This is a genomic window from Thermogemmatispora aurantia, from assembly GCF_008974285.1.
GTDB lineage: Bacteria > Chloroflexota > Ktedonobacteria > Ktedonobacterales > Ktedonobacteraceae > Thermogemmatispora > Thermogemmatispora aurantia.
Genome location: NZ_BKZV01000006.1, coordinates 44,782 through 69,794, shown reverse-complemented (window position 1 = coordinate 69,794; position 25,013 = coordinate 44,782). Strand labels below are relative to the sequence as shown.

At 60.6% G+C, this 25,013-nt stretch carries 23 protein-coding genes, 1 tRNA gene and 1 riboswitch; of the genes, 14 read left to right on the top strand and 10 right to left on the bottom strand.

Annotated elements, in window-relative coordinates; genetic code table 11:
- The first annotated feature begins 469 nt into the window (after nucleotides 1-469).
- Entirely contained in the window at nucleotides 470-2,551 is a 2,082-nt protein-coding gene (locus tag KTAU_RS17535) for a serine/threonine protein kinase (protein WP_151729593.1), read from the top strand.
- Nucleotides 2,552-2,589: 38 nt separating this feature from the next.
- On the opposite strand, the gene KTAU_RS17530 is transcribed toward KTAU_RS17535, so the two are convergent.
- The 7 genes from KTAU_RS17530 to KTAU_RS17500 all read right to left on the bottom strand — a co-directional run bounded on the left by KTAU_RS17530 (nucleotide 2,590) and on the right by KTAU_RS17500 (nucleotide 12,812).
- On the bottom strand, nucleotides 2,590-5,841 hold the full coding sequence (locus tag KTAU_RS17530; RefSeq protein ID WP_151729592.1) for an ABC transporter permease: 3,252 nt from the start codon (nucleotides 5,839-5,841) through the stop codon (nucleotides 2,590-2,592).
- Nucleotides 5,842-5,980: 139 nt separating this feature from the next.
- Nucleotides 5,981-6,673, bottom strand: coding sequence for an SGNH/GDSL hydrolase family protein (locus KTAU_RS17525; RefSeq protein WP_170293402.1), 693 nt, complete (start codon nucleotides 6,671-6,673; stop codon nucleotides 5,981-5,983).
- A gap of 467 nt (nucleotides 6,674-7,140) precedes the next feature.
- Nucleotides 7,141-7,503, bottom strand: a complete 363-nt coding sequence (locus KTAU_RS17520) for a 4a-hydroxytetrahydrobiopterin dehydratase (RefSeq protein WP_151729590.1) — start codon at nucleotides 7,501-7,503, stop codon at nucleotides 7,141-7,143.
- 390 nt (nucleotides 7,504-7,893) lie between these two features.
- On the bottom strand, nucleotides 7,894-8,319 hold the full coding sequence (locus KTAU_RS22065) for a flagellar biosynthesis anti-sigma factor FlgM (RefSeq protein WP_228026518.1): 426 nt from the start codon (nucleotides 8,317-8,319) through the stop codon (nucleotides 7,894-7,896).
- 293 nt (nucleotides 8,320-8,612) lie between these two features.
- Complete coding sequence (locus KTAU_RS17510) at nucleotides 8,613-9,596, bottom strand: ABC transporter substrate-binding protein (RefSeq protein ID WP_151729589.1); 984 nt, start codon at nucleotides 9,594-9,596, stop codon at nucleotides 8,613-8,615.
- Nucleotides 9,597-9,743: 147 nt separating this feature from the next.
- Nucleotides 9,744-10,041: riboswitch (cobalamin riboswitch) on the bottom strand.
- A 98-nt stretch (nucleotides 10,042-10,139) separates the two neighbouring features.
- Entirely contained in the window at nucleotides 10,140-10,907 is a 768-nt protein-coding gene (locus tag KTAU_RS17505; RefSeq protein WP_151729588.1) for a DUF72 domain-containing protein, read from the bottom strand.
- 363 nt (nucleotides 10,908-11,270) lie between these two features.
- Nucleotides 11,271-12,812 carry a PP2C family protein-serine/threonine phosphatase gene (locus KTAU_RS17500; protein ID WP_151729587.1) on the bottom strand — a complete coding sequence of 514 codons (1,542 nt, stop codon included), beginning with the start codon at nucleotides 12,810-12,812 and terminating at the stop codon, nucleotides 11,271-11,273.
- Between the two features lie 332 nt (nucleotides 12,813-13,144).
- Here KTAU_RS17500 and KTAU_RS17495 point away from each other — a divergent pair.
- A tRNA-Ser gene (locus KTAU_RS17495) sits at nucleotides 13,145-13,235 on the top strand.
- A 1,207-nt stretch (nucleotides 13,236-14,442) separates the two neighbouring features.
- The gene (gene coaD, locus KTAU_RS17490) at nucleotides 14,443-14,958 is read left to right on the top strand and encodes a pantetheine-phosphate adenylyltransferase (RefSeq protein ID WP_151729586.1); all 516 of its coding nucleotides are present in this window, start codon (nucleotides 14,443-14,445) and stop codon (nucleotides 14,956-14,958) included.
- A gap of 65 nt (nucleotides 14,959-15,023) precedes the next feature.
- Here coaD and KTAU_RS17485 read toward each other — a convergent pair whose 3' ends face one another.
- Entirely contained in the window at nucleotides 15,024-15,221 is a 198-nt protein-coding gene (locus KTAU_RS17485; RefSeq protein ID WP_151729585.1) for a hypothetical protein, read from the bottom strand.
- Between the two features lie 77 nt (nucleotides 15,222-15,298).
- On the opposite strand from KTAU_RS17485, the gene KTAU_RS17480 reads away from it, so the two are divergent.
- The 11 genes from KTAU_RS17480 (at nucleotide 15,299) to tatC (ending at nucleotide 22,733) form a co-directional block, all read left to right on the top strand.
- On the top strand, nucleotides 15,299-15,976 hold the full coding sequence (locus KTAU_RS17480; RefSeq protein WP_151729584.1) for an ATP synthase subunit B family protein: 678 nt from the start codon (nucleotides 15,299-15,301) through the stop codon (nucleotides 15,974-15,976).
- A 161-nt stretch (nucleotides 15,977-16,137) separates the two neighbouring features.
- A complete protein-coding gene (locus KTAU_RS17475) occupies nucleotides 16,138-16,677 on the top strand; it encodes a YceD family protein (RefSeq protein WP_112431206.1) in 540 nt (179 codons plus the stop codon).
- Between the two features lie 80 nt (nucleotides 16,678-16,757).
- Nucleotides 16,758-16,949: a 50S ribosomal protein L32 gene (gene rpmF, locus KTAU_RS17470; RefSeq protein ID WP_112431204.1), complete on the top strand. Its 192-nt coding sequence runs from the start codon at nucleotides 16,758-16,760 to the stop codon at nucleotides 16,947-16,949.
- A gap of 209 nt (nucleotides 16,950-17,158) precedes the next feature.
- Nucleotides 17,159-18,196, top strand: coding sequence for an ACP S-malonyltransferase (fabD, locus tag KTAU_RS17465; RefSeq protein WP_151729583.1), 1,038 nt, complete (start codon nucleotides 17,159-17,161; stop codon nucleotides 18,194-18,196).
- A 105-nt stretch (nucleotides 18,197-18,301) separates the two neighbouring features.
- A complete protein-coding gene (locus KTAU_RS17460; protein ID WP_170293401.1) occupies nucleotides 18,302-18,634 on the top strand; it encodes an Asp23/Gls24 family envelope stress response protein in 333 nt (110 codons plus the stop codon).
- A gap of 209 nt (nucleotides 18,635-18,843) precedes the next feature.
- The gene (gene nusB, locus KTAU_RS17455) at nucleotides 18,844-19,296 is read left to right on the top strand and encodes a transcription antitermination factor NusB (RefSeq protein WP_151729581.1); all 453 of its coding nucleotides are present in this window, start codon (nucleotides 18,844-18,846) and stop codon (nucleotides 19,294-19,296) included.
- On the top strand, nucleotides 19,296-19,550 hold the full coding sequence (acpP, locus tag KTAU_RS17450; protein WP_151729580.1) for an acyl carrier protein: 255 nt from the start codon (nucleotides 19,296-19,298) through the stop codon (nucleotides 19,548-19,550). The genes nusB and acpP overlap by 1 nt, the downstream gene beginning before the upstream one ends.
- A gap of 551 nt (nucleotides 19,551-20,101) precedes the next feature.
- Nucleotides 20,102-20,929 carry an RNA polymerase sigma factor gene (locus KTAU_RS17445; protein WP_151729579.1) on the top strand — a complete coding sequence of 276 codons (828 nt, stop codon included), beginning with the start codon at nucleotides 20,102-20,104 and terminating at the stop codon, nucleotides 20,927-20,929.
- Complete coding sequence (locus KTAU_RS17440) at nucleotides 20,907-21,209, top strand: hypothetical protein (RefSeq protein ID WP_151729578.1); 303 nt, start codon at nucleotides 20,907-20,909, stop codon at nucleotides 21,207-21,209. Before KTAU_RS17445 ends, KTAU_RS17440 begins: the two co-directional genes overlap by 23 nt.
- Before the next feature lie 191 nt (nucleotides 21,210-21,400).
- A complete protein-coding gene (locus tag KTAU_RS22470; protein WP_151729577.1) occupies nucleotides 21,401-21,778 on the top strand; it encodes a twin-arginine translocase TatA/TatE family subunit in 378 nt (125 codons plus the stop codon).
- A gap of 118 nt (nucleotides 21,779-21,896) precedes the next feature.
- Nucleotides 21,897-22,733, top strand: a complete 837-nt coding sequence (tatC, locus tag KTAU_RS17430; RefSeq protein WP_112431190.1) for a twin-arginine translocase subunit TatC — start codon at nucleotides 21,897-21,899, stop codon at nucleotides 22,731-22,733.
- A gap of 217 nt (nucleotides 22,734-22,950) precedes the next feature.
- Here the strand turns inward: tatC and KTAU_RS17425 are convergent, their stop codons facing one another.
- The gene (locus KTAU_RS17425; RefSeq protein ID WP_151729576.1) at nucleotides 22,951-24,369 is read right to left on the bottom strand and encodes an MFS transporter; all 1,419 of its coding nucleotides are present in this window, start codon (nucleotides 24,367-24,369) and stop codon (nucleotides 22,951-22,953) included.
- Nucleotides 24,353-25,012, bottom strand: a complete 660-nt coding sequence (locus KTAU_RS17420; RefSeq protein WP_151729575.1) for a hypothetical protein — start codon at nucleotides 25,010-25,012, stop codon at nucleotides 24,353-24,355. Before KTAU_RS17420 ends, KTAU_RS17425 begins: the two co-directional genes overlap by 17 nt.
- Nucleotide 25,013: the final 1 nt, after the last annotated feature.

Genomic DNA, 25,013 nt, shown 5'->3' with positions numbered 1-25,013 from the left:
GCCCGACACTCGTCGCAAAACACCACCCCTTGCTCACATGGCCTGTTGCAGTAGAGGCACCGATTCATTGTCACCAGACCCTTCCTACACTCTCAAGCCGCATCCTATGACCAACACAGTCCAAATGGGCAGCTCTAGTACTGCTATGAATAGATAACGAAGAATTCACGAGTGAGTCACTCTAGAAGAGGCTACAGCCCATTCGTCTTGATATTATCAGGCACGGGGAGCGATTGTCATCCCCCATTTCTCTCTTTCATTGACACCATGCAGAAATGCCAGTTATACTCTCCTTGCCCTGGAATGAGGCAGCCTTGTGAGTACGTGCCAAAAGCAAGCAAGCGAGGAAAGAAGGGGGAAGTACGATGTGGCAAGAGGTTGGAACAGCACCCCTGGTCAGATGGAGCAGTGCCCTACAGCAGCAATGGTCGTCTGTGGATGACAGTCCTCGGGTCCCGGTGGAGGAGCTATGCGCGAGCGCAATCGCTATATCGATAGAGTGATCGGTCACTATCGAATCATTGCTGGCCTCGGCAACCGGCCAGCGAGCAGCGCCTACCTGGCTCAGCATCTGACAGCCCCCGGCCACACGGTGGTGATCAAGTTCTTTCACCCGCCTTTTCCTCGCAATCGCGAGCAATATTTTCGTGAGGTACGCCTGCTGAGGATGCTGCGACATCCGCATCTGCTCCCTCCGCTGGAGAGCGGTGTCGACCAGGACGAAGTCTATTTGATGAGTGAATATGCGCTGCGCGGCTCGCTGCGCCAGCGACTGGCGCGCCAGGGGACGACCCCTCTGAGCGTGGCCGAGGCTGGTGCCTTGCTACAGCAGATCGCTGAAGCTCTGGCCTATGCCCATCACTTCAATGTGATGCATGGCAACCTGAAGCCGGAGAATATCCTCTTCAACACCAAGGGGGAGCCATGGCTCACCGATTTCAGCTGGGCCACAGCGACCGATGGTGAGCCACAGCTGCGCCCTGGCAGCTGGCCTTACATGGCCCCTGAGCAGTTCGAAGGGATGACGAGTCGCGCCAGCGATCAGTACGCCCTGGCCTGTATTGCCTACGAGCTGCTGACCGGGCGGCCTCCTTTCAGCGGCACAGATTTTGCAACGCTGGCGCGGCAGCACAGCCACGAGCAACCAGTGGCCCCGACGCAGCTCAACCTGCTGCTGCCGCGCCGGGTGGATGAGGCGCTTCTGCAAGCCCTTGCCAAAGAGAGCGACCAACGCTTCCCCACCGTCAAGGAGTTCCTCAGAGCGCTCTTCCCGGCAGCTGCCTCCCCTCCCGCAGGCAGCCTTTCCACCCCAGCCAGCGGCGGCGCTCCGAACCTGCCTGCGATCAGCGAAGCGCGTCTCCTATCAGCCGGGCGAGCCAGACCGTCCCCTCTTGAGTTCTCTCCGGCGAGCGGCGAATTGCTCCGCCCCAGCGATGCGATCCGTGTTCCCGAGAGTTCTAGCTCCAATCTCGGCCACTCTCTCGCTCCCGGCGGGATTCAACCTACCGTCCCCGACGCTTCAATTGCCAGCGGAGAGGTCAGCACTTCTCAAGAGCAGGCAGGCACTTTCACTGGCCACACATCGACAGAGGAAGAAATCTCGATCCACGAGCAAGAGACCATACCGCAGCCAGCACTGTCCAACCAGAGTCAGCTGTTGATCCCAGAGCAGGGTCAGGCCGCGCTCCTCCCCCCAAGCGAGGAGACTGTTGTCGGCTCTCCTCCTGAGTTGACGTTTGTGACAGCTGGCAGCGACAGCATCCTGGAACCAGCAGATGGAGCGTCTCAGCAGACCAGCGAAGCGGAGGAGGCAGAGGCCCCAGCCACACCCGTCCTACCGTGGAACGAGCAGCCCACGGTCATCAGCGAGAGCGTCCGACCAGCCGTCGGCAGCGCAGCAGGTCTCGCGGGTGTGGGCGCCGGTCTTCGCGGCAGCCCGGGCCAGGGCGTGAGCTACCGGCGTGAGGCCAGACAAGGACGCTGGATTCTGATGGGCGTGGTCAGCCTCGTGGTCATCCTGAGCCTGCTCATTATTTTGCTGCTGCCACTGCTGTCAGCCGGCCTCTGGCGACAGACTGCCCAACAGACTCCCACGGTTCCAACGAGTACCGTCATCATCACCGTGGCGCCAACGCCGTCGCCCTCACCCAGCCCGATGCCTACTCCTTCACCAACGGCCACACCGACACCATCACCTTCGCCGACGCCCACCCCGACGCCGCATCCGACACCCACGCCCTCACCGACGCCTACCCCGCCGCTGCTGACCGTCAGTCCGGCCCAGCTTAACGGATCAGACGATTGCAGCCACGACAGCTTCACCTTTCGCTGCCAGGTCACCCTCTCGCTTTCCTCCGCGGCCAGCGACACCACCCAATGGTCGGCTAGCAGCTCGAATGTGCGCGCCTTCTTTGCACCGCAGCAGGGCTGGCTAGAGCCTGGCAGTCAACAGCAAATTACGATCTACATCTACGCCTCCTGCCCGCGCCAGGGTCAGCTGCTCTTTCGCACCCAGGACGGCACTTCCACACAGGTCACCTGGACCTGCTAGCCAGCAGACCAGGCAGGGTAGCAGGCCCGGCGCCTCCTTCACTGATAGCGCAAGGCCTCGATCGGTGTGACACGTCCTGCCTGCCAGGCCGGCAGAAGTGCCGCCATCAGCGAGGCTACCAGAGCAAAGCCAATAATCAGGACCAACTGGCCCCAGGGAATGACAAAGACCAGGCCAGTCTGGTAGCGCTCCAAGAAGTTGGCAGCAAACAGATTGCGCGCTAGCAGCAGACCCAGTACCAGACCAATCAAGCTACCAAGCACTGCTACCAGCACAGACTCACCCAGAAAGGCCGTCCTGATCAAACGGCGGCTGCACCCTAGCGCACGCAGCATCCCAATCTGTTGGCGCCGCTCAACCACGGCGCGCGTACCGGTAATGGCCAGGGCTGCAACCCCAAGTAGGAGCGCCAGCCCGACAATTCCGATCATAATATCGCTGAGAAGGATGCGTGGCCCGCGCACCTCCCAAATGGCATCTTCCAAGACAGTGGTCTCAAGACCCTCGTCGAGAAAGGCCGAGCCAAGGCGGAGAGCTAGCGCGCGCTTGTCCTGACCCGGCGCCACCTTAAAGTAGTAGGCCTGGACCTCGGGATTATTCGGATCGGGCGCGATCGAACCGTAGAGCCGCTGCGAGATGTAGAGTCCAAAATGATCGCCGTTGCTGTTATCAACCACCCCAATAATGGTCAGCTTGGCAACCGAGGCATTGAGCAAGGCAGAGAGGCCGTCGCCCCCCGGCGAGCGCGTCACCCAGAGGCTTTGCGGCGTGAAGTTCGTTTCTCCCAGCGAGATCCCGCTGAGGGCAAAGGTATAGTAAGGGTCCAGACCAGGCGGCGTGAGTGGTACCCCGGCCTCACTGGCCGTCGGCGCCGAGGGATCATAAACCCCAGGCGAGCCACGGGCACCCAGACTAGCCTCCAGCGCGCTGCTATCGATCAAGGCATAGTTCGGATGCTCCTGCAACGCCTGCCAGACAGCAGCATCGCTGCTGAAGCCGCGCGCTCGCGCCACCAAATGCAGGCCATAGCCCTGGAGAAAGCCCCCGCTGATCACCTGAGCCGGATAGAGCCGCCAGGCCGGTTGAGGAGCCGTCGGCTGAATCACCCCCACCAACGTTGTCGTCCGCACTCCAATGGCGCTGAAGGCTCCGGGATCAATGCCATGCCGCGCCAGAATGGCCCGCAATTGCTCATCAGGAGTCTCCTTTCCTTGACTGGAGAGCAAGGGCCGAAAATAGGGAATGGCCTGAATGTCATAGCCCCCCGTCTGTAGATTAATGTCAGCATAACTGTGCTGCATGGCCGCCGTGATCACTGTCATCACAGTCAAAGCAAAAACGACCAGACTGAACATCGTCACGCTCAGCCCCATGCGAAAGCGATAGTGCAGCGGATAGGAGGCCACCAAGCGCGCCAACAGGTGCAGGCGCGGGCGCACACGTGAGAGCGATAACAGCGGTTTGACCAGTAGCTCACCGTTGGCAATGAGGGCCCAGACAATCCCCAGGGTCATCATGAAGCCGGCTAGGAAGAAGACTTCGATGCTTGAGCGGAAACGTACCAGACCCAGCGAGGCGAAGAGATCGAAGGGAACAGCCCAGTAGGCACAGATGGTCAGACCAGCAATGGCCGGCACCAGCCGATCGCCCAGACGGCGTATCTGCGGTCTGTATCTGGCAGGACAGAGCGCGATAGCGCCGGTCTTGAGGAGCAGGCAGCCACCAATGACCAGGAGCGAGAGACCCAGGGAGAAAGGGGCTACCAGCCGCTCTGTCAGGCCATAGAAGAACAGCCAGAGGCCCGCCAGCAGCGGGAGCAGGCCCGCCAGGACCAGAGCACGCCCCCCCTCGATGAGCAGCTCGCTGAGATGGCTGAGCAGGCGACGACTGCGCTGACGCAGAGCTTTCCCCACCAGTCCAAGCAGCCCCCTCAGTTCCGCAATGGTGCGCGATCGCCGCTCCGGCTCCGGCAGATTGCGCAAAGCCTCCACCACAGTCATACGACTTACCAACCAGGCGGAGACCGTCACGGCGCAGAAGGTGAAAATGGTACCAAGACAGTAGGCGATGAGCAGGCTGCGCGGCTGAAAGGTCAGCTTAAGCGGGAAGTCGAAGCGTTCCAACACCGGCCCAAGCAAGAGCACCAGCAAGGCCCCAATGGCCACCCCAAACGCCAGTCCGATGAAGGAGGCTAGCAGATCGTAGATCGCCCCTTCGAAGAGAAAAGTCAGCACCAAATGACGACGCAGCACCCCAATAGCTCGCGCCATCCCCATTTCAACCCGCCGTTCTGCTGCCAGCAGCACGAAGATGAGAAAGATCAGCAGCATCCCAATGGCCACAATAAAGAGGGCAAACAGAACGAAGATGCGCGAGAAAATGTCTTGCGCTTTCTCCGAATTCAAAATGGCTAGCTTCTTGACCTCAATGACGTGGACATTGCGCGGGATAAGCCGCTCTAGCTTCTCTTCGACGCGATCGGAGATAGCGATGCTGTCAGGCCCGTCACTACCGCGATTGGCCACAAAGATCTGCGTGATGGCATCGCCGCACTGCTCAATCCGCCGAAACAGCTGCACCTGACTCACAATGAAAGGAGTATCGCCTATCATACCGCTGCTATCGGCAATAGCGCGCACACGCACCTCATAGCGCCGTCCCGGCCAGCGTTGCGAGTAGAGATAGAGGCGATCTCCTGCATGAGCGTTTAAAAGCTGCGCCAGCGTCCGATTCAGATAGACCTCGTTGTGACCGAGCGAGGCAAGATGCAAACGGCCCTTGCCATCCTCAGCGACAATACCCCCAAAACCATCTTCGCTGCCCGGCAGAGCGGCCAGCGCTGTTACACCCGAGCGCACCTGGCGTGAGGTCTGGTCGGCCACCAACAGATCCTGTTCCATGATAGCCGCTCCCAGGGCGGCAATATCAGGGTCGCCCCTCACCTGCGCACGCAGGCGGTAATAGATCGCTTCATCGAAGAAGCCCAGATCGCCGGAGCCGCCCTCTATCGTCTCATCAACGTTGCCTACATTATAGGTTGCAACGCTGCGCACCGCTCCCGTCATGACATCGCCGGTCGCCAGGGCGCTAGAGAGCAGGGTGGTCGACAGCATGAGCGCGAAGATGATCAGCATCATCTGCGTGCGCCGCCGTGGGATATTGCGCACACCGATCTTAAAAAAAAGCCGATTGCGCAACGCCAGTACCAGGACCAGCGCCACAATCGCCAGGGTGATGATCAGCAGGATCGTGCTGAGCGTATCAAGCGGGATACCAAAAAGTTCCGTCATGCTACTTTCTTGCAAATTGACTGAGCCTGTCCGATACCTCCTGTCACAGCTGCCCTCCTCCGTGGCAGCCTACCTTCCTGGCCGCCTGAGCTGGTCGCGCCTCCTGTTCCTCTCGCTCAGCCAGGCGTCAGGTCCGGCCTCAGCGCAGGGCCTGATAAAAGAGATCAGCCAGAGCCACGTAGCCGATGTCGCTCGGATGAAGGCCATCGTCACTCACGTACTCAGGATGACGGGCCAGGTTGTAGCGCTGCTGTGATAGATCAACCAGAATCAGATGATGCTTTCTCACATTATCAGCAATAGCAGCGTTATAGAGCTGAATCTGAGAGCGCAGCCACTGCTGATCAAAGGTACGAAAATGCGGGAGCAGCGTCAGGTCGGGCACATTGGCAATGGCAATCCTGGCCCGCGGGTCCCCAGCCTGGAGGCGTGTGAGGAGCAGATCCAGGTCGCGCGCGTAGGCCGTCACCGGCACCTGGTCAGCCAGATCGTTCACAGCCAGCCAGATCGTCACGATGTCAGGATGGACATCGAGCGCGATGGGCAACTCCAGACGCAGCGCTTGATGGAGGTGGACGCCGGGAATGCCGAGATTGACCAGATGGACGGATGGGCCAAGCTTATGGGCCAGATCAATAGGCCAGTTATCGGCGTAGGGATCAGCGGTGCCAAAGCCAAAGGAGTCGGAGGCGCCAATGGCGACATAGACGAGACCTCTATGAAGAGTTCCTAGCTCGTCAGCAGCAGCGGGCGCTTCATTCGTCGGGCCGCAGGCGCTTAGCAGGCAGAGACCACAGAGGAGGCTGACCAACAGCCATAGGCTGGTTTTCATCCAAGAGAACTGGCCTGACCACGATCCAGGCCGCCAAGACCAGGCCACTGGCCAGGGCTGCTGCAGGCTATCCTTGCCTTTGCCACTGTCAGGCCCAAGCTGGCTTGCACCAGCCAGGGGAGTCCAATCCTTCGTTTTCGTCCTCATGCACAAGCACGGATGAGATTTACTCTACTCCACTGATAAGCTGCCTCTCTATGTGGATTATATCATCTTTTTGAATATCATACTATGCCAATTTAGCGACAGCAAAAGGCAGGGACGACAGAGCAAACCAGGAAAAAAGTACTTGGCGCAGGCAGAGAAAGGCAGCCCAGGAGAGGAGAGGCAAAGGCACCAGCCAGAAGGCGAGAGACCGATCTCTGGCCGATGTCGAGTGAGTGAGCCGAGACCGCGTCTCCCGCATGCCGATGCCAGGAGCTGGGGATTGAGCGCCTCTAAGCCCAGCAGATCGCAAGACGAGGTGCCTAAGACGTCTTGCGACCTTCGGCCTGAGCAAAAGCCGCCTCAGTTTTGGCCGCCATAATAAAGTCATTTTGATGCAACCCACCCACCGCGTGAGTCCAGAAGGCGACCTTTACCTGCCCCCACTCAGTCACGAGCTGCGGATGATGATCCTGTTCCTCAGCGAGTGCGCCGACCGCATTCGTGAAAGCAAGAGCGTGGGCAAAGTTATCAAAGTGGAAAGTCTTTTCGATACGCTTGATTCCATCCACCTCGACTATCTGCCAGCCTGGGAGCTGAGATAGCAAGTTACTGATTTCCGCATCTGACAAAGCCGGTTCGCCGCCACGACAGGGCACACAGCGCATCTGAGCCAAATCCTGCATAGGTACCTCCCATTTTCCCTTGCGAGGAACCTGAACCTGACGAACAACGCGAACAACACATCCAATGGAACGAGGTCAAGCAAGCACGTAAGGGAGGCCTCTCTTACGTGTTACAGACCTGTCAGTACTCTAGAAGAGTATAGTCGAGGAGGTCCAGCCCCTGCCACTGCCAAAAAAGGAGAGCGTCCAGACCTTTCCACCCCCGCCTGGCCTGGCGGACCCCTTGCTGGCCGACCTTGGGCCAGCACATCCGCCCCCAGGACCAGGGGCTGGCCCGGTACGCTCCCCACCATTCCCGACCACCCTGCAGCTTCCCCACGGGATCGCACCACACATACGGAAAGAGCAGCCCTTTCCCGGCGCTGGCTGCCGCTCAGCGCTCAGCCGTCCCTAGTGATAGCCCAGCATCCTGCGGGCCAGCGCGACACTATCAACCTCGTACGTACCCGCGGCAACACGTGTCTTTAGCATCGCCAGCCGCTCCGCACGCTCCTGCTCGACCACAGCCGCCAGATCAGGCCCGGACACCTCCCTTTTAGCTGGGCACGCCTGCGGCTCATCAGGCATCCCACGCTCGTCGGGTCCAACCCTGGCAGGAGAGGAATGTCGCCTGCGAGGCAGCGCGGGCCGCAGATAGCGCTCATCATCGTACTTGCGCTCGCCCAGCCAGGGCCGCCACCCGGTCCCCTTATCCGGTAGAGACGTGGGTTGCCAGCTCTGCCCCGGCGCACTGGCCTGGGCCGCGTCAGCCATTGAGCGCGTGGCTCTGCCGCGTCCCGACTGCCCGCTCGCCCGAGTCACGTGCCGAATGCGCATGGTGATCAGGACTCCTCTCTTCTTTCTTCCGTCAAGACGTCGCCAGCGATAGCCAACGGACAGCTTACCACGGGCACCCGGGCCGGGCACCGGCGACGAACGACCTTCACTCCCCAGCAGGGAGCCTATGCCTCTTTCCAGTGTAAGAGTCGGCACCTGCCCAGGTAAGGGGTATTCGTCGCTAATTCGAGAGACCAGAAGTCCCTGATTATCATCACCCACCTACTACCGTTACCCGGCCTGGTCCACCATCTGCGCTGTGCTGTCCTGCCCCGTCCCGCGCCTCCTCTCCCTTACTGGCAATAGGCTGGCAAGGAGCCACTAAAGACTGCAGGGTGCAGCAGCTGGGCCAAACACTGCAGACCATCAACGAGGCGCGGCCCCGGACGCTGCATCAGATCCGTATTGAGATGGTAGACATGGTGTAACTTGAGGGCGGTAATCTGGCCCCAGTTCGGACGGCGATAGACCAGCTGTGGATCGCCACCATAGCGCGGGTCCTCGGTGAGGATAATGTATTGAGGATTGGCGCGGATCACCGCCTCATCAGTGACCTGGGGATAGCCGCCATTGCTCGTATTGTTGTGGAAGACATTGATCGCATTAGCATCCTGGAGCAGCTCGTCGCCAAACGTACCACCACCAAAGACATAAGGCTTGCCAGGAGTGCTATCGTCGGCCTCCAGCATCACCGTCGGCGGCGTGGTTCCCTTCACCGCCTGGCGGATCTGAGCGATGCGCTGCTGGAGCTGCCTGACCAGCGCATCCGCCGTGCTCTCAGTGAAGGTCAGACGCCCCACCGTCTGAATCTCAGCCAGCATCAGAGCAATGGTATTGTCTGGCAAATCAACCACGTGCAAGCCCAGACGCGTCAGCTGCGCATCGTACTTCTCTGTGAGACCGCCAGAGCTAAGCACCAGATCGGGATGCAGAGCCACAATGCGCTCTACATTATAGTCGCCGTTGGCATCCGAGATACGTGGAAGACGGGTCAGTTGCGTCGGATAGTCCGTATAATAGTCGACAGCCACAATACGGCTCTCCAGGTGGAGTGCGGCCAGAATCTCGCTCATGCTCGGCACCAGGGAAATAAGACGCTGCGGGGCCGTCTTCGGGAAGACCACCGGAGTGCCGTAGATATCGCGCACTGCTGTTGGCGTGGGACTTGGCTGCGCCGCGCTGCCGCCACTCTGACTCTGTCCACAGGCAGCAAGCAAGAGGAAGCACAGAACTAACAAATAAGGGAAAAACCATCTGGAGATGACACGGATGCGCATAAAACTCACTCCTCCACAGCAAAAGATAACCGTCCATTGTCACCTCGCGTAGAGGGGGCGCAACCACAACACAAAAGGACCGGAGAAGCAGCGGGTCAGCTTGGTTTGGTGGTTGATAGTACGCCTGCTCCTTTGACGCGAAGGAACATGGGCCACTGGCATCAGGCAGGTCTCCTGGCTTCTGGCTCAAGCGCACCTTGACGCGCCTTCCCATTCCCCGGCCTGGCCCGCAGACTTAGGCAGGTTTGCCTTTACACAGGCCCGTACAGGAACAGTGGCTTGTTCGCTCATCGACGCGCACCCGCCCGCAGCGGGGAACGAGCGGACGGGTCGCCAAGGTGCTCGCCAGTCACAGTAGCGCGACTGCGCCGGATTCTCACCGGCTTCCCTATTCTGCCGGAAATGAGCGCAGGCATTTCCGGCCACCTGATGCGTCGCACGATTCACTGCTGGCAGAGGAAGTATATGCAAGAGGTTGCCTGGCTGTCAACCCAGAGCGGTCGCTGTTCCGGGACAGGAGCCACCCCAGCCGGCGGCGGCACCCTAGAAGGCCACCGCCCCGACGCCCAGGCGGCCAGTAACCAGCTCGCGCAGGCGCGCGGCATTGCGCAGGGCATACCCCTCGCTATCATTATTGAAATAGGCATAGCACTCACGTCCCTCTCTCGCCTCCCTGCTCAACCACTCGGCCCAGAAAGCCAGCTCCGCCTCACTGAAGCAAGGGCCAGCCTGCCCACTGTGGAAGCGCAGATAACGAAAGGCCGCTGTGGCCGGCAGATTCACCGGCGTGGGCAGTTCCCCCCCGACTGCCAGCACCAGGGCACAGCCGGCCTTGGTCAGCAAAGTGCACAAGCGCTCACCCTCGGTCCCCTGTAACCAGGAAGGGTCACGAAACTCAAAAGCTACCGCCAGTCCACGCGGCAGCAAATGGAGAAAGTCCTCCAGACGCCCCAGGTCGCTCTTCCAGTGAGGTGGAAGCTGGTAAAGCAGCGGGCCCAGACGCTGACCCAAACCGCGCGCCGCCTCTAGTAGACGCGCCTGTGGTTCAGCCGCATCGCGCAGCTTCTTCATATGCGTCAGATAGCGGCTGGCCTTGACCGCGAAACGAAAACGCGGATGGAACCTCACCTGCTCAGCCCAAAGGGCAAACTGTGAACGCGGGGGCAGGCGATAGAAGCTCCTGTTCACCTCCACCGTGGCAAAATGCCGGGCATAATACGGTAGATACTCCTGCGGCGGCAAATCAGGCGGATAGAAGCGGCCCACCCAGTGCGGATAGAGCCAGCCAGAGGTACCAATCCAGATCGTCATCGCTCGTTCTCCGCTCGCTCGCGCCAAGCACTCCAAGCAAAAGAGCCTTGTCATCCGTGCATTCCCATCAGCAGCCAGAACCAGGGCAGCCCGGGCAGAGCGCAGCCACCTCAGACCAGCCCAGGCCATCCACCGGCAGCTATCTCTATTCTATCCTCGCCATCGAGCGTATCCCTATCCCTCGTCCACCGGAGACAGGTCCAGCCGTTCCCCAACAGTTCCAGTGAGACCGAGCCAGGAGCAAGCCAGCAGGAGAACCAGCTTGAGGATAGCGGGTGGACGGGCAGATAGGCAGGCAGACAGACAGATAATGGAGGCCAGCCACACGAGCCTGCCGCAGGAGACAAGTGGATCAGTCCGACTTCAGGCAGCGATCTGCAGCACCTCAACTACGATCACACTCACATTATCGTCACCGCCGCCATCGAGTGCTGCCTGCAGCAAGCACTGGCAGATCGTCACAGGATCAGCAGTGAGGCCCAGAAGATGCTCAATCTGAGGGTCGCGCACCATCTCCCACAGGCCATCGGAACACAGGAGCAGCTTATCGCCCCGCAGCAAAGGCACAGCAAAGACATCGACCTCGACCGACGCCCGATCTCCCAGACAACGATAAATCTGATTGCGCTGCGGATGTCGATAGACATCCTCGCGAGAAATAGACCCCGCACTCAATAAGCGGGCCACCACCGAGTGATCCTGCGTTACCTGGGTCAGGCCCGTTGCCGGGCGATAGAGATATGTCCGACTATCGCCCACATTCAACACATAAGCGGTACTATCGAGGAGCAGGGCCGCGGTCACCGTTGTTCCCATGTCGGCCTTCTCAGCGCGATTACGTTGATAAAGCTTCAGGTTAGCATGTTGCAGAGCATCAACCAGAATGCCGGTCAAGAAGGTCTCGTCATTCTCGACCGAATTCGTCAGCGCAGGCAGCGCCAGCTCGCAGAAGGTCTCTACCACCAGGCGGCTCGCCTCACGACCATTGGAATGGCCTCCCATTCCATCAGCCACCACACAGAGACCGAAGGTTTGGCCACTATGAGTCCGCTGCTTCTGAATAGCCACCAGATTGTCCTCATTCGGCTTATGCTTGCGTTTGAGGCCGGGATCAGTAACGGCCCCCATACGGATGACCAGCGTTCCTTTCGATGGCAGGCTGGCCAGCGTCTCTGTGCGTCGTTCCTCAGCCCTTTTTTCGGCTGGCGCTGGCCAGTTGGGTGTGGGGGTCTCAAGGGCCTGGGCCTCCGCAGGAGAGGGGAAGGTGAGCTGCTCCTCGACAGGGGCAGCCATCAGCGCGGAGAGGGCAGGCGGCGACGAGAGAGAGAGGTCAACCTGGGTGGGGAAATCAGCCCAAAGAGCACGTCGCGCATCCAGGGAGGGGGCTGCATTTGCCCCAGCAGAGGGAGAGGGACCAGAGACAGAGGCCAGCGGGCGCGTCAGCGAGTCGGGAGAGCCAGGTTTGGGAGCCAGCGGGCGGGAGGTCGACAACGGCTGCGAACGGGACCGCCCCCCACCGCCGGGACGATAGTGCCTCACAGCACGCGTTGCCTGGACCTCGGCTTCGCGCAGCTGCTCAAGCTCATGCCTGAGCAACCGGCGCTCCTGCCAGGAGTACCAGCAGGTCCGTAAGAGGCGCCAGCCAGCGAGCAACAGCCCTATCCAGGCCGCGGCCAGGAGCAAGGCCAAGATGACCAGTCCCAATACAGGGAGCAGCAGAGCGGGGCCGCGGGCCGCCCACAGCGTTGGAAGCTGTTGGAGCGACTGCCAGAGCAGCAGCCAGGCATGGGGAGGGAAGCCGCCCGAAACCCAGATCAGCACAGCCAGGGCACAGAACCATCCCAGCGCCCGCGCGGGCAGCGGAATCTGGCGGACCCCGTAGCCGATGTTGAATTGCCCCAGCATCGCTTCGCTATCCTCTCTTTACCAGTTCGCGCTGGGCACTCACAATCAGCTCAGCATCGTGCGTTTCTTGCAATTCTTGCCGACAATATTAAGTATACTCACCACTTCGTACAGTGTGCAGCATGACCATCCAAAATTCCTGGTACCTACGCCCGCAAACGCCGGAGAGTGGACGCCAGGGCACCCTTGCCACCAGCACCAGCGGGCGACTTGATCCTGGGCTCTCCAGACGGGCTGTCCGGCGCGTCTGGAGAGCCAAAGAGGGACTTGACAAGTCACAAGAAGTGGAGTATCCTTGTGATGACAATCGCAAAGGAGCCATGAACCAACAAGGAGAGGTCGCATAGAGGCCTAGTGCGGCGGTTTGCTAAACCGCTAGGGATCAAAAGTCCCTCGTGGGTTCGAATCCCACCCTCTCCGCCAGGCCACAGTTCAGTGGCCTGTGTACAGGGGTGTAGCTCAATCGGTAGAGCAGCGGTCTCCAAAGTGCGCCCCTGTGGTGCTTCTGTTCCTGTTGCGGCAGCGCAACATCACTGAAGCGGGTGTGATTAAAGCACGACCTCACCTGGCTCCCGAAAGGGGGCGGGGACAACAGCATGGTCGAAAAGTCCGGCGGTCCACTCCACAGCCAACGGATGGCTACGCGCCGGGCAGCTAGGCCGGGCATGGTGAAGGCTGGATTGCTTGAACCTCAGTTGCCCGCTTCGCTGGATTGTCAGTCGTAATTTGGAGGGCTGGCAACCGCTTCTCCAGCGAGGCTCTCGCCAAGGGTACGGACAGCGCCCAGGCGAGCGCGGCGGCGAACGAGGCACCTAAACCCGGAGCGGAGCAGAAGTGCAACTGGGGGATCGCCTAAACACCGTAAGGTGCATGGCGACGGAGCATCCATAGTACTCAAAGGCTCAGGGTAATGCCTGAGACATGGGGAAGGGATGCAGGAGGTCTGCCTCCCGCGCGAGGCTAACTGGCGTCTAGTGCTTCGCTTGGGCTGGCTCCAGACCTCTGGAGAGCCGGATGCATCGAAAGGTGCACGTCCGGTTCGGGGAGACATCGCCAGCAGCCCGCTGCACACGGGTTGCGGTGGAGCAGCTCCACACCGCAGGTTGCGGGTTCAAGTCCTGCCGCCCCTGCTTGTAGACTACAGCGTTTGGGGTCGGTGCTCGTCACGAGTACCGACCTTTTTTCATAGCCTCCGTTCTTTCTTTCAACAGCGCGCCTCGCTCCCTTACCTCAGCTCAGCCGGCCCTATCACCTGTCGCCCGCCTGCTTTACCTGTCAGTCACAGCCTCACGCATTGCCCCATCTCCAGCAGATATGGTATCATAGGCGACAGAGCAACATGCCAGACGGCAAGGAAGGGCAGCAGGAAAGGCCGGCGCGCAAGGCAAGGCCAGGCCAGACCAGGCCAGGCCAGAGAGAAGCCCGGGGAGAGGAGGGCGGAGAAACCTGCCTGATCTCAGGCGTCCCTGATCCCGGCTTTCTCCTTCCGCTGAACTGAACGCCAGCCCAGGCTGGCGACCTGGTTGGCTGCCTGCAGAGAGCGCTTCTGGTTCCACTGGCAGGTACAGCGGTCGGTCACTCAACAGAGAGATAGACAAGGGCCGCTTCAGCATCGTGAAGGGATGTTCGTGTGAGCAACGTAGAGAAACGTCAACGGATTGCCGTTTATCCGGGCAGCTTTGACCCGCTCACGCACGGCCACCTGGATATCGCGCGGCGCGGCGCCCGCCTTTTCGATATGCTGATCGTGGCAGTCTACGCTGTTCCCGATAAGAATCTGCTCTTCTCTGTCGACGAGCGGGTGCAGCTCTGGGAAGAGGTCATTGCCGCCGAGGGCCTTACCAATGTTCGCGTAGAAAAATTCTACGGCCTCGTCGTTGAGTTTGTGCGCTCAGTAGGTGGCTCAGTCATCATCAAGGGCCTGCGCTCCCCTAACGACTTCGAGGCCGAGTTTCAACAAGGGCTGATGAATCGCAAATTGGCCCCGGAAATTGAGACCGTCTGTCTGCTGACGAATTTACAGCATCTCTTTGTCAGCTCCTCCCTGCTCAAGGAAGTAGCCCGACTGGGAGGGAACGTCAGCGACATGTTGCCACCAGTAGTCATTAAAGCCCTGCAGCGCAAATTTGGCCACAGCGAATCCTGAGCGCTACAGTTGAGCTGCCGGGTGCGAGGTCACAGGCAGAGAACGAAAGCAAGAAAGGGTGCCGGTCACAGTGCGTGACCGGCTTCCAGACCGAAGGCCAGAGGCCGGTCGGTGCAGGCAGGCAGACAGGCAAGCAGGTAGGTAGACAGCGGCGGGCTGATCTGCACGCTGCGAGCAACAAGGCGGAGGACGCCAGGCGGGCGCTCTCTCCAACCACGGCCAGTCGGGGTCGGGATCGACCAGCTCAGCAGCGCATCGTGCATGCGTTCGCTCGCCCACTCGCTCGCCAGTTGTACAGTCAGCCAGTCGCAAGAGAGCACGAGGAAGAGGAAGGGTCAGTGTGGATATACTCTATCTGGTAGATCGCCTGGAAAACCTGATCGCCAGCAGCCGCAGGATGCCCCTCGTCAATCAGATCATGGTCAGGGAAGCAGAGATTCTGGCGATCCTTGATCAAATGCGTGCCGCGGTTCCTGAAGAGGTCAAGCAGGCCAGACGCCTCCTGCAGGAGAAGGAGCGTATCCTGGCTCAGGCCCAGGCAGAGGCGGCCAGCATCCTGGCAAAGGCCCGCGAGGAGTCCGAGCGTGTTATGGACCGCGAGGGGCTGCTGCGCCAGGCCGAGGAGCGCTCAGAGGAGTTAGTACGCCTGGCAGAGGAACAGGCCCAGCAGCTCAAGAGCGAGGCCAACGCCTACGTGGCGGAAACCTTGCGCTCCTTGCATGAGCACCTGACCGCCATTGAGACGGAGATCAGTCGCACCATTCTCAGTATCGAGAAGGGCCTGGAAAGCCTGGAGGCCTCCTCGCCTTACGTCGAAGAAGAGAGCGAAGACCAGACCGCCGAGGAGCTGCCGCTGCCAGAGGAGGACTATGCCCTCTATGCCGACGAGGAGGAGGCGGAGGACGCGCTCCCCCCCCATTCCTCCCCCCGCCGCTCTTCCCTGGCCGCCGATACCATGGGCGGCCCCATGCTGGGACGCCCAGGCGAGCCACCACGTCGCCCCGAGCCAAGGGCTTGACACACCTTCTCAGGGTCACCTATAATGAACCAGCGTACGTGAGAAGCTGAGTATCTTCCAGACTTGCGCCATCGACAGACAGCCTGACCTGTTCAGCTCTATTTGCAGCCCTTCTCCCGTTTAGTCGTCTACTCTGGGGCAAAAGTGAGGTTCCATTTCTTATGCAGTACAACGTGGCGCAACTCCTGAAGGCCTCCATCGGGACCGCCTTCCAGGCAGATATTCATGAAGAAGATGTTCAGCTAGATAGCGATCTTAAGATACTCGGCGCTATCAACGGCCACGTCCGCATGCGACGCACCGACTACGGGTTACTGGTCGATGGCTGGGTGGATCTGACCCTCCCGATGGTCTGCGACCGCTGCTTGAAGCCCTTTGAGCAGCCCATGCATATCACCTTCGAGGAGCTGTTCTATCCTACCATCGATGTCACCAGCGGCGTGCCTGTTCCCCCACCCCTGGGTGAGGATGAGGGCTTTCCAATTGACGAGCATCACCAGCTCGACCTGAGCGAAGCCGTGCGCCAGCACCTGCTGCTGGAGCTGCCAATGCGCGCGCTCTGCCGCGAGGATTGCCCAGGTCTCTGCCCGCAGTGCGGCCACGACCTGAGTCTAGGCCCCTGCCAGTGTCAACCAGAGATCGATCCGCGCTGGGGCGCGCTGGCCGAGCTGCTGCAACAGCGCTTGCCGTCGCAAGCTTAACGTGCTCGCTGGCCCCGCTGGCCATCCAGTCCGTTCCCGCCAGCTAGCCCGATTAGGAGATAGAGGAGGAGCTTTGTTCTATGGGCGCATTACCAAAACAGCGAGTTTCCCATGCGCGTAAGGGCGAGAGGCGCGCGCATTTCCACCTGAAGCTGCCTCAGCTGGTGCTCTGCCCCCAGTGCCGCTCGCCGCGGCTCGCCCACCATGCCTGCCCTAAGTGCGGCACCTACCGCGGTCGCCAGGTCTTCTGGCCCAAGGAGCGCAAGCGCTAGTGGCCTCCACATCCACACCGCAGTGCTCTCCACCGCGCACGCACGCCCCCATTGACTGGGACAGGCAACCGAGACTATGACGAGAAGAGGAGAGAGCGCGAGGCCACACCCGCGGTCGGGCGAGGCAGGACCAGGCCAGGTGCGATTAGCTAGCAGGCATTGTTTGTCTCGCTCGCGCCGCGTCTACCCCTCGCGCGCAGTGTAACTCTATGGCAGCACAAGGAATAGCTTTCCTCTTTCCTGGACAGGGCAGTCAGACAGTGGGCATGGGGGCTGATATTTATGAGCAGTCCCCCGCGGCCCGCCAGGTTTTCGAGCGGGCCGACCAGGCTCTGGGCATGGCGCTGAGCACCCTCTGCTTCCAGGGACCAGAAGAGCAACTTCGTGAGACGATTAATGCCCAACCCGCGATTGTCACCGTTAGCCTCGCTCTGTTGGCCGCTCTGCAGGAGCGGCTTGCTTCCCGCTTTAGCTGGTCGTCCCCTTTGACCCCCACCTTCACCGCCGGTCACAGCGTTGGAGAATATGCGGCCCTCGTCGCTGCCGGCGCGCTCGATCTGGAGGACGCTGTGCGCCTGGTGCGGGAGCGGGGACGTCTGATGCACCACGAAGGGAGCGTCTGCCCGGGCGGGATGGCGGCAATCATCGGTCTGGATGAGGCAACGCTGCAGGAGATCTGCCAGGAAGCCAGTCAGGAGGCCATGCAGGAAGGAGCAGCGACCCAGTCTCACACAGACCATCCCGGCTGGGGCAAGGTGAGTGTGGCAAACTTGAATGCTCCAGGCCAGATCGTCATCTCCGGTGAGCAGCGCGCCCTCGCCCTGGCAATGGAGCGAGCTAAGGCGCGCGGCGCCAAGCGGGTTATCCCCTTAGCGGTCAGCGGCGCTTTCCATTCGCCGGTCATGGAGCCTGCTGCCGCGGGTTTAGCCCAGGCGCTGGCCACAACTCCACTGCGCAATGCGGCCATTCCCATCATTAGCAATATCGAGGCCCGCCCGCTGACCGATGCGGAGGCCCTACGCCAGGAGCTGGCGCGCCAGATCGTCGCCCCCGTGCAGTGGGTTCGCAGCGTCGAGTACCTGGCCACTGCAGGGGTCAGCGTCTATCTGGAGATCGGACCCGGCTCGGTGCTGACCGGCCTGGTCAAGCGCATCGCTCGCGATGCCACTACCTTGACAATCAGCAACGCGAACGAACTGGACAAAGCGGTGACCGCCTTGCGTGAGCAAGGGCAGCTCCAGCTCTGATGCGGTATAATAATCAAGGGTTCCTGCCCACCAGACCGGGGAAAGAGCGCAGAGAGCAACCGGCGTCCCGTCAGTATGCTGCACAGTAGAAGGGAAGCAAGACAGATGACCAATGAGCCTCCAGGCGTGGTGCGCGTCGCCCGCCAGGTTCTGACAACCATCGTCTCGAATGCCGCGCTAGGGGTGGCCGGCGTCGTCCGCCTGGCCCGTGGTAGCGAGCGCTGGCCAGCTTTCGCCGGTCGCGAGATCCCCCGCCAAGGTGTGGCTCTGACAGTCCAGGACAATACCGTGAGCGTCGACCTTTACCTGGTCGTGGCCTCCGGCGTCAATGTCGTCGAGGTCGCTACCGCTGTCCAGGAAGAGGTAGCCGCCGCCTTGGAGCATATGGTCGGGATGCAGGTGCGCGAGATCAATGTCTACATCCAGGATGTGGCTTAGCGCTTTGAGCAGAGGCAGGCAGGAAAGAAGGCGAGAGGCAAGGTCAGCCAGTAAGTAGGTAGTAGTAGGATAGGTAGGTAGGTAGTAGAGAGAGGAGATGTGGCATCCACGATGAGGCGTGTTCGAGAGAAACTAGCTTCCTGCTCGCGCGCAAGCGCACGCGGTCGGGCAAAGTCAGCAAGCTAGACCAGCGATTGGGTGAAGACGCTATGCCGGTAGGGATACGCAGACAGGCCCGAATGGTCGCGCTGCAGGCGCTCTACGAGTTTGATACGGTGCGGCACCCCCCGGTCGAGGTGGTGCAGCGCCATGCCCAGGAGCGCAATCTGCATCCCCGGGTGGTGGATTATGCCCTTGAGCTGGTCGAGGGCACTTGCGCCCACCTGGAGACGATCGATGCGCAGATCCAGAGCGCCGCACGCGAATGGCCACTTTCACAAATGGCCCGCATCGATAAAAATATCCTCAGACTTGCAATCTATGAGATTCTGTTTAATAATACGGTACCAGCAAAGGCAGCCATTAATGAGGCGGTCGAACTGGCCAAGTTGTTTGGCAGCGACTCGTCGAGCCGCTTCGTCAATGGCGTCCTTGGCACAATATTTGCGCGGGCACAGCAACAGCAGCCCACTCCAACTGCGGAAAGTGAGGTGACATCCTAATGGCTTCTGGCTCTGGCTCCGGCTCCGTCGCCGAGCGCTTGAAGCGGATCATCGTCGAGCAGCTCGGCGTCGATGAGAGCGAGGTGGTCCCCAGCGCCTCTTTCGTCGAGGATCTAAACGCGGACTCCCTGGATCTGGTGGAGCTGATCATGTCCCTGGAGGAGGAGTTTAAACTCCAGATCTCGGATGAGGACGCCGAGAAGATCACGACGGTGGGTGAGGCCCAGGAATATATCGAGGAACATCTGCGCTAAGTCCCTTTGCGCTGCGCTGATCTGATCCGACTTTATTCACTGACCTGACTCGATCTTCTTCTGCGGATACGAGAAGCAGGCGGGAGACAGGAGGCGGCGCGGTGGCCGCAGTTCTACGGCTCTATTTGTTTCCCCATCCACCTGTCTGGGGACCTCGGAACTAGGTTGGATCGCGCCGTAGATGCGCTCGTCGCGTCGGTTTGTCTGATACCAGACAGCCGGTCAAACCGCCTCTCTGCTTTTTCCCCGCTACGCCTGCCTCTCTACCTATCGCTCCAGTCGAGCAATCGATCAGGTTGGTGGGTGGACAAACGGTCGTTCAGGCGGCGCCGAGGACGACCTGCTTCTTCAGCCAGATTCGAGGGCTTATGTGGCGTGGGATGGGTGGGGTGGTGGTCACCGCTCACCTCGTCTTCCCCCCTCACCTTTCCCCCTGTCACATTTCTTCTCCCCCAGGCATCTCCTTAAGTAAGGAGAGATTACTTCCCCTGGCCGGCTTCACCGGCTCCGGTTGACGTCGAGCAAGTGCGTGAGTGAGGATGTAGACAACAATGGGACCCGCGGCGCAGGCCGTTGAGGCGCTGATCCAGCAATACGGCAAGCTGGTCTTTCATACAATCTATGGCCTGACCGGCGATTGGGAGGAAAGCCAGGACCTCACTCAGGATACTTTTCAGCAGGCTCTGAAAAGTATCGAGGCCGCCCGCGCTTCCAGTGGCCCTCATTTTAATGCCCGTGCCTGGCTGCTGAAAATCGCTCTCAATACAGTCCGTATGCAGGAGCGCCGCAAGCGCCTCTTCCGCTTCGTGCCTTTCTCTTCACTCGGCAACCAGAGCCGACGCGCTCAGGAGCCGGAGAGCGAACGCTTGACGGAGAATCTTGCGGCCCAGGCGGCTCCTGTCCAGCCTCATGGCTACGGGGCAACACCTGGCTCCGATCCCAGCGAACTGATCGCCGAACGCGATGCCGTCCAGCGAACGTTGCAGCGTCTGCCGGAGCCACTACGGGTCTGCCTCCTGCTTTCAGTGGTGGGCGACTTCTCCAGTGCGGAAATTGCTCAGATGCTGGACGTGAGCGAGCCAGCAGTTCGTCAGCGCCTGGTACGCGCTCGCCGTCAGTTCCAACAGCTTTACGCCCTGGAGCGCGGCGACGGACCGCGTCGCCAGCCCAGCCCTGCTTCTGCTGGCCAATCTGCTCCGGCAGGCAGTGAGCCAGCGCCCTCTCCGCGCGAAAGCAGAGAGCCAGCGCCAGCGCCGCCGCTTCAGCCCGAGCAGACGTTTCAAACAGGAGACGCCGCCAGTGAGGAGAGACCTGAACGCCTGGTCTCTAATCCTCCCTGGTACAATGGGAGACACTATGCAGCCTTTGGACTCTGTTGAAGTCCTGCTCCTGCGCCACTATGGTGAGCAGGCCCCTACTCCACCTGATCTGGAGGCCCGCTTGCGGGCGGGCCTGACCAGAGAGGCCGCTTCTCTGGAAAGTGGTCAACGTATCGCCCGCTTGCTGGGAGAACAACGCTTGAGCCGCCGCCGCGCCGCCGCTCTGGTGGCTCTCGGCGCCGCCGGGGCCGGTGTGCTGAGCCTCGGCCTGGAGTGTGTGCAGTCCCTGCTGGCTCCCCAGCAGCGAGAGCTGTCTTCCTACCCCGCCTATTCTGGCTAGACGGGTCAGGTGCTCCGCTCGCTGGCTCTCCAGCCTCCTGCCCCCTGCTCAGAGCCGCGCTAGCAAGGGGGGGCAAGCGTGAGATACAATAAGTAAAGTAAGAAGAAGAGTGTTGTCGCTTTCGGAGTGCACAAAGGAAGGCGCCACGCCTCCATAAGGCAAGACAAGACAAGAAAAGAGAGGGTGCAACTATGTTCCCCGGATTCCACGGCCTCGATCTGGTTGTTATTCTGATCGTTGCCCTGCTGATCTTCGGTCCAAAGCGCCTGCCTGAAATGGGTTCGGCAATTGGGAAAAGCATTAAGGAGTTCCGTAAGGGCATGAGCGATCTCACCAGGGATAAAGAGGAGCATGATCCCCTGGATGAGCCTTTCTCCCCTTCCTATGCCGCACGGAACAATTTGAACCGCTTGAGCAGCGGGAGCGGCCTGCGACAGGACCCACTCTTTGAGCCTACTCCCGAGCTGATTCACGAGACACAGCCTCAGTCGACTCAGAGCCAGGCTTCTCCTGCGAGCGTCAGCAAGACAGAACCGACCATCAGCGAGGGCGGGCAGAAGGCCGAATGAGACGCCGCTCTGTAGAAGTTGCGAGAAGGACAAGGAAGCAAGATAGCAGCTATGCAGAGTAGACGCCTCCTATCGGTCCAGCCCGCTCTACACCGCCGGGAGTGAGCAGAGGAAGAGCATGGCTACAGGGAATTTACGACAACCTGACCTGATGCCCGACCTGGATGAGACCTTCCGCTTTCAGGAGGAAGAGGAAGACGGCGCCTCCATGACGCTCGTCGAGCATCTGGAGGAGCTGCGCTGGCGCATTTTTAAGTCCCTGATTGCGGTAGTCGTCGGGGCAGTCGTCGCTTTTATCTTCCGCGAGCCAATCCTGCATTTCCTGACGTTGCCCCTGCCAACGCTGACGGCTGGTCAACGCCTCGACTCTCACGGAGAGCTGGCAGGCAGGGGTCTGATCACTATCGGCCTGGCCGAGGGCTTCACGGTCTTCCTCAAGGTCTCGATCGCTGTCGGCATCCTGCTGGCAATGCCGGTCATCCTGTACCAGGCCTGGGCTTTTATCGCCCCCGGTCTCTATCGCCACGAGAAAAGGGCCGCTCTGCCTTTCCTGATCCTGGGCAGCCTCCTCTTCGTGGCCGGTATTGGCCTGGGCTTCGTGGTCCTGCAGTATCCAGTTCAATGGCTAATCGCTTTCTCCTCCGGCGATTTTGTGGAGCTGGTTTCGGCAGACAGCTACTTTACGTTCGTGGCCTTCTTCTTGCTGGCTTTCGGAATCGTCTTCGAGATTCCTCTCGTGTTGACTTTCCTGGCTAAGCTCGGGATCGTAAGCGCGGAAACCTTGAAACGCCGCCGCGCCGCGTCTCACGTCGGGCTGTGGATCGCCTCGACCTTCTTGACCCCCGGGGCCGATTTCTATAGCCCCATTATCCTGGGGGTGACCATGTCCTGCCTGTATGAGCTGACGATCCTGCTTATCCGCTTTATGGTTCGTCCAAGCAAGGCAGGCGCGTGAGCGAGCCTGCACGAGTCCCAGAGAAGAGACGACGGGCAGGCAGGCAGGCAAGCAGCCACTTGGCTCCGCTCGGCTCGTTAGGCTCGCTCACGCATTCGGGCCGGTCCACTGCCAGAGGAGCGACAGCCCGCGGTGGTCAGGAAGGATAGATTGAGCAAGTAAGTCAGCAGGTTAGTTCTTGCCATGACCCGGGGTGAACGAGAGGGGAGTGACTCAGTCAGCGCTGCCGGGCCTCCGCTTCGGCTGCTCCCGGATCAGTCTGGTTCATCCCGGCCCCTCCTTTGGTTGCCTCTTGTGGATCATGCCCAAAACCTCGCCAGAGCACGAGGATGGCGAGTGCGTAGCTGATGGCCGCCAGTACAAAAACGGCAGAATAGCCTTGCTGAACGATGACAATCCCACCAATGGGGGTCGACAAGGAGTAGGCGATCCAGTAGGCAGCCTGATAGCTGCTGTTGGCCAGGCCGCGCCATTGCCCCGGCACAACCTCCATTGAGAAGGCCTGCAGCACGCCCATTGTCATATCCATCGCCCCCTGACGCAGTGGATAGAGCAGGGCCGCCAGCAACAACGAAGGACTGAAGCCCAGTACGAGCATGAGCGGCAGACTGAGAGTTTGCGTTAAGACTACAGCCCGCGCCTTGCCCAGGCGCGCCGCTAACCAGGGGGCGAGAAGAGTGGCGCCGGCGGTGAGAGCAGTGGCCCCACCATCGATGAGGCCAAACTGCCAGGAGCTGGCTCCCAGATGACGCACGAAAAAGAGGTTGAAGTAGGGAATAAAGAGGCCGGCCCCGAAGCCAATCAGCCCTTGCTCCAGGGTAAGCAACACCAGGGCGCTGCCCAGCCAGGGCCTCCAGACCTTCCAATCCAGCCAGCGCCGCCAGTCGGCCATGACCCTGCGAGCAAGACCACCCACTCTCTCAGTCAGGATACGTCTGGCCCCCCCACTCCCGCCATCGGCAGGCTTTGACAGAGGCTGCGGATCAGGATCGAGCAGGAAGAGAGGGATCAGACTGGGAACAGCTAGCAAGCCGGCCCCAATGAGAGCAAGCTGATAGGCGCGCGCCGCCGGCTGAGGAGCCAGCAGACTACTGAGCGGGAAGGGCAGCGGCCCCATCAGCCAGGTCAGTTGACGAAGCCAGACAGGCAGCGCTCCCCCAAGCAGACGCCCAGCTACTGAGGTCACCAGCGTCACGACGAGATTGAGGCTGAAGAGATGGGAGCGCTCTGCAGGCAAGCTGTGCTGTGTCAGATAGGGAGCGTTGACGACGAGGAGGGCCGCGCTGACTATTCCCGCCAGGAAGGCCGTGATCAGCAAGGGGAGGGCCTGTCGAAACAGGATCTGGCCAGCCCCAAGTAGGCCAATCAGGAGACTGGCCACGATCAGGACCGTCTTGCCCCCCAAACGGTCCACACAGAGGCCAGCGGGAAAGATAGCCAGGCCCGCCCCAACGGTAGCCGCAAATTGGACAGCCCCAATGAAATCAGCACGATAACCTAGAGCATCGAGATAGAGATTATAGAGCAGCAGCAGAATGCCGAGCGAAACACCGCTGAGAGCGTTGCTGATCAGATAGAGGCGAGCATTCCGCTGCAAACGGGTGAACTGACGTACGTAGTCAATGAGGAGAGACATGGCGCATGGACTGCACCGCCTGTTGAGCAGGCGCCTCCTCTCTGGTGGAAAGCCCTCCCGCAACACCGACTCGGCCAGCACCCTCGGCTTCAAAGGTAGCCGGCAGGTCCTCAGCAACGCTACGGCCCGCCGGCGACGGCCCCACTTCGCGTGAATCCTCTCGCAACTCCGCGCCGGCCTCAGCCGCACGACGCAGCTCTCGTTGGCGCGCCTCGCGCCGCACTAATCCTGGCAAGAAGAAGGCTCTGGCCATCTCCTTGACCATCACTGTACGCGCGCGGAACTCGATCACGGCCTCTGCTACCCGATCGCTTCCTTGCTCGACGCGCCGATCGACCGCCCGCACCCGTTCCGGCAGGCTGACCACACCCTGGACCAGCGGATGCTCTAGCGCTCCTCCCTCGGTGGACCGCTCGGTGGGGCTGGTCTCCAGGGCCTGATTGAGCTGATCGACCACTGGGCGTAGACGCTTAATCAACTCGCTCTTCTCCTGGACCCAGGCAAAGGCAAAGAATAAGCCGATGGAAAGCCCCAGCGCTAATAAGACAAAGACAAACAACTCGATCGCCAGCACGATCGCCGCAATCTGTCCCCAGGTCTCCAAGGGATCAGCAGCGAGAGCAGCCAGGACAGGGACGGACATA